The organism is Pseudonocardia pini (assembly GCF_013870575.1).
Taxonomy (GTDB): Bacteria; Actinomycetota; Actinomycetes; order Mycobacteriales; family Pseudonocardiaceae; genus Pseudonocardia; species Pseudonocardia pini.
In genome coordinates, this window is record NZ_JACBXB010000487.1 from 1 (window position 1) to 4,225 (window position 4,225).

A 4,225-nucleotide genomic window follows, 5' to 3' on the forward strand; every position below is an offset into this window, starting at 1 on the left:
AGCTGCTCCTGGCGGGGGTGCGCACCGCCCTGGAGCGCGCGGGCCTGCGTGTCCTGGTGCACTCCCGGCTGCCGTGCACGGACGGCGGGATCAGCCTCGGCCAGGTCGCCGTGGCCGCCGCCCGTCACCCGGAGGTGTGAGGCCGGGTGATCCGGGGTAATCGTCCGGTATGCCGATCGTCGAGAGCGTCAAGCGTTTCCTGCGCAGCCCGAGTGGGCGCCGCGTCACCGAGCAGGGACGGCGGATGGCTGCCGACCCCCGCAACCGCCAGCGGGCGAAGGGTCTGCTGGCGCGCATGCGCCGACCCTGAGCCCTCGACTCCGCGGCGCCCTCACCCGGTACGGGTGGGGGCGCCGTGGTGTGTCCGCAGCCCCTCCAACCAGGCCCGCCACTCGTCCATCCCCGCGCCCGTGGTGGCGCTGACCTGCAGGATCGCGACCCCGGGGCGGGCCCGGCGGACCGCGTCCGCCCAGTCGTGGACGGCGAAGTCCACGTGGGGCAGCAGATCGGTCTTGGTCAGCACCACGAGGTCCGCCGTGCGGAACATGTGCGGGTACTTCAGCGGCTTGTCCGCCCCCTCGGTCACCGACATGATCACCACGCGCGCGTGCTCCCCCAGCGCGAACAGTGCCGGGCAGACCAGGTTGCCGACGTTCTCCACGAACACCAGGGAACCGTCTTCGGGAGCGAGTGCGTCCAGTCCCCGCGCGACCATCCCTGCGTCGAGGTGGCAGCCGGCGCCGGTGTTGATCTGGACCGCCCTGGCACCGGTGGCGGCGATCCGGTCCGCGTCGAGCAGGGTCTCCTGGTCGCCCTCCAGGACGGCACAGGACACCCCGCCGAGCGTCCGGATCGTGCGCTCCAGCAGCGTGGTCTTCCCCGAGCCCGGCGAGCTCATCAGGTTCACCGCCACGATCCCCGCCCGGTCGAGGCGGCCCCGGTTCCGTCGAGCCAGCGCGTCGTTCGCGGCCAGCAGGTCGACCTCCAGCGTGACGGTCCGGTCGTGCCCGTGGGGGTGCCCGTGGCCGGCGTGGCTCACGCGGACCCCGGCCCCGCCGCATCCGCAGGTCGCGCACATGGGTCCACCTCGCTCTCGACGTCCACCACGTTCCCGGTCTCCACCGCGAGGATCCGCAGGCCCGCCCCACCCAGCACCTCGACGTCCGCGCTCCCGCACCCGCACAGCGGCAGCACCTCGGTGGTCTCGAACCCGACCCCACAGGTCCGGCACCGGGCGCTGCCCGCGGGCTCCTCGATCTCCAGGACCGCGCCGTCGAGCGTGGTCCCGGCGGTGACCAGCTCGAAGCAGAACCGCAGCGCGTCGGGCACCACCCCGGAGAGCCTGCCGACCTCCAGCCGCACCCGGCGGATGCGGGCCTCGCCGAGCCGTGCGGTGACCGCGTCGACGACCGACTGCGTGATCGAGAGCTCGTGCATCAGCAGATGCGCGGCAGGGGGTCCCCCACCAGCAGGTCGACGATCCTGGTCCCCCCGAACGCCGTCCGCAGCAGCACCAGCCCGGGCGGGTCCTCGCCGACCGTCCCGATCCGGACCGCGCCCTCGCCGAGCGGGTGTGCCCGGAGCGCGGCGAGGGCGGCCGCGACCTGCTCGGGCGCGACGACGGCGACGAACCGCCCCTCGCACGCCACGTAGAGCGGGTCGATCCCCAACAGCTCCGCCGCCCCGTTGACGACCGGGCGCACCGGCAGTGCCTTCTCCTCCAGCACCACCGCCACTCCCGACGCGACCGCGACCTCGTTGCAGATCGTCGCGACCCCGCCGCGGGTGGCGTCTCGCAGCAGCCGGACCCCGTCTCCCGCCGCGTCGAGCAGGTCGGCGGCGATCCCGTGCAGCGACGCCGTGTCCGAGACGACGTCCGCGGAGATGTCCAGCTCCCCGCGGGCCAGCATCACGGTGATCCCGTGGTCGCCGATCGGGCCGCTGACCAGCACCGCGTCCCCGGGCCGGGCGGCTGCGGCGGAGAGCACGACGTCGCGCTCCAGCATCCCGACGCCCGCGGTCGTGACGTAGCAGCCGTCCGCCTTGCCCCGCTGCACGACCTTGGTGTCCCCGGTGACGATCTGCACGCCTGCGGCCTCGGCCGCCCGGGCCATCGACGCCGCGATCCGCTGCAGGTCGGCGACCGGGAAGCCCTCCTCCAGGATGAACCCGGCGGACAGGTAGAGCGGCCGCGCGCCGCACATCGCCAGGTCGTTGACGGTGCCGTTCACGGCCAGGTCGCCGATGTCGCCGCCGGGGAAGAACAGCGGCGACACCACGAACGAGTCGGTCGTGAAGGCGAGCCGCCCGGCCGCGGTGACCAGCGACGCGCCGTCCTCCAGGGGTTCGAGCAGCGGGTTGCGGAAGGCCTCCAGGAACACCGCCTCGATCAGCGTGTGCGTGGCCTTGCCGCCCGCGCCGTGCGACAGCGTGATCCGCTCCTCGCGGATGCGCGGCTTGCGTGCGCGGGCCCGGGCGATCCGCTCCAGGACCTGCTCCTCGCGGCTCGGGTGGGGAGAGCCGGCGTGCTCGCGCACCGCCTCCTCCGCCCAGCCCGCCGTGGTCTCGTGCGGGCTCATGGTGCGGTGGCCTCCTTGACGCGCGAGCGGCTGAACCGGCCGAAGTTGTAGTAGGCCGCACAGGCGCCCTCGCTGGAGACCATGCAGGTCCCGATGGGCGTCTCCGGGGTGCAGGCGGTGCCGAAGACCTTGCACTCCCAGGGCTTGATCGCGCCGCGCAGCACCTCACCGCACTGGCAGGCGGGCGGGTCGGCGACCCGGACGCCGGGCACGCCGAAGATCTGTTCGGCGTCGAACCGCGCGTACTCCGGGCGCAGCCGCATCGCGGAGTCCGGGATCCAGCCCAGCCCGCGCCACTCGAACGTCTCGCGCACCTCCATGACCTCGTCGATCACGGCCAGCGCCTTCGGGTTCCCGGCCCACGGCACCACGCGCGCGTACTCGTTCTCGACCTCGCACCGGCCGTCGGCGAACTGCTGCAGCAGCCCGTGGATCGAGCTGAGGATGTCCAGCGGCTCGAACCCCGAGCACACCAGCGGCATCCCGTGGTCGCGGGCGATGAACTCGTACGGTTCGCAGCCGATCACGGTGGAGACGTGCCCGGGCCCGACGAACCCGTCGAGCCGCAGGTCCGGCGAGTCCAGGATCGCGGTGATCGCCGGGACGACCCGGACGTGGTTGCAGAACACCGAGAAGTTCTCGATCCCCTCGGCCTCGGCCCGCAGGATCGTCATCGCGGTCGACGGGGTGGTGGTCTCGAACCCGATCGCCATGAACACGACCCGCTTCTCCGGGTTGTTCCGGGCGACCTTCAGCGCGTCGAGCGGCGAGTAGACCATCCGGATGTCCGCGCCCGCGGCCTTGGAGTCCAGGAAGGACCCGCGCCCGCCGGGCACCCGCAGCATGTCCCCGAACGACGTCAGGATCACGTCCGGCTGCTCGGCGAGCGCGATCGCGTCGTCGACCCGGCCCATCGGGATCACGCAGACCGGGCACCCCGGGCCGTGGACCAGCGTGATCGCCTCGGGCAGGTGGTCCTCCAGGCCGTGCTTGTAGATCGTGTGCGTGTGCCCGCCGCAGATCTCCATGAAGGAGTAGCGCCTGCCGGGCTCGCACGACGCGGCGATCGCGGTCGCGAGCGCACGGGCCTTGTCACCGTCGCGGTACTCGTCGACGTACCTCATGGCGCGCCCCTCACGTGATGTCCGACGCGGCCAGCGCGTCGAGCTCGTCGGTGTAGGCGTCGCCGACCCCGGTCAGCCAGTTCAGCGACTTCTCGGCCTCGTCCTGGTCGATCTTGGAGAGCGCGAACCCGACGTGGATGAGGACCCACTCCCCCGGCACGAGGTCGAGCGGCCCGTCGGACTCCTCGCGCAGCAGCCCGATGTTCACCGCGCGCTGCACGCCCTCCACGCTCACCATGGCGAGGTCCTCGTGCTCGGCCATGAGCGCGATCACCTCACCGGGAATGCCCAGACACATGACGCTCCTCCTCACATCCTGCGCATCGTGCGGTACCGGGCGATCTCGTCGCGGGACTGCACGGTGAGCACCGCGGCGACCGCCGCGACCATCGACACCAGGACCAGCAGGACGATCAGGACGATCTTCATCGGGCTCCTTCCGGGACGACCAGGGCGAGCAGCTCGTGGACCGCCGCGACGGCGGGCTCGAGGGCGGCGGCGACCGGCTCCGAGAGCCCGATC

The 4,225-nt window shown here is 72.7% G+C and carries 7 protein-coding genes; 2 read left to right on the top strand and 5 right to left on the bottom strand.

Features of this window, described 5'->3' with window-relative positions:
* Positions 1-8: 8 nt before the first annotated feature.
* Both H5J29_RS36610 and H5J29_RS22950 read left to right on the top strand, forming a co-directional pair.
* Entirely contained in the window at positions 9-140 is a 132-nt protein-coding gene (locus H5J29_RS36610; protein WP_376768560.1) for a Kae1-like domain-containing protein, read from the top strand.
* 29 nt (positions 141-169) lie between these two features.
* Complete coding sequence (locus tag H5J29_RS22950; protein WP_181783110.1) at positions 170-310, top strand: hypothetical protein; 141 nt, start codon at positions 170-172, stop codon at positions 308-310.
* A gap of 21 nt (positions 311-331) precedes the next feature.
* On the opposite strand, the gene hypB is transcribed toward H5J29_RS22950, so the two are convergent.
* The 5 genes from hypB to H5J29_RS22975 are packed head-to-tail and all read right to left on the bottom strand — an operon-like array spanning position 332 to position 4,001.
* Complete coding sequence (gene hypB / locus H5J29_RS22955; protein ID WP_181783111.1) at positions 332-1,078, bottom strand: hydrogenase nickel incorporation protein HypB; 747 nt, start codon at positions 1,076-1,078, stop codon at positions 332-334.
* A complete protein-coding gene (locus H5J29_RS22960; protein ID WP_181783112.1) occupies positions 1,036-1,437 on the bottom strand; it encodes a hydrogenase maturation nickel metallochaperone HypA/HybF in 402 nt (133 codons plus the stop codon). The genes hypB and H5J29_RS22960 overlap by 43 nt, the downstream gene beginning before the upstream one ends.
* A complete protein-coding gene (hypE, locus tag H5J29_RS22965; RefSeq protein ID WP_181783113.1) occupies positions 1,437-2,579 on the bottom strand; it encodes a hydrogenase expression/formation protein HypE in 1,143 nt (380 codons plus the stop codon). The genes H5J29_RS22960 and hypE overlap by 1 nt, the downstream gene beginning before the upstream one ends.
* On the bottom strand, positions 2,576-3,703 hold the full coding sequence (gene hypD / locus H5J29_RS22970; RefSeq protein ID WP_181783114.1) for a hydrogenase formation protein HypD: 1,128 nt from the start codon (positions 3,701-3,703) through the stop codon (positions 2,576-2,578). The genes hypE and hypD overlap by 4 nt, the downstream gene beginning before the upstream one ends.
* 10 nt (positions 3,704-3,713) lie before the next feature.
* On the bottom strand, positions 3,714-4,001 hold the full coding sequence (locus tag H5J29_RS22975) for a HypC/HybG/HupF family hydrogenase formation chaperone (protein WP_181783115.1): 288 nt from the start codon (positions 3,999-4,001) through the stop codon (positions 3,714-3,716).
* Between the last annotated feature and the right edge of the window lie 224 nt (positions 4,002-4,225).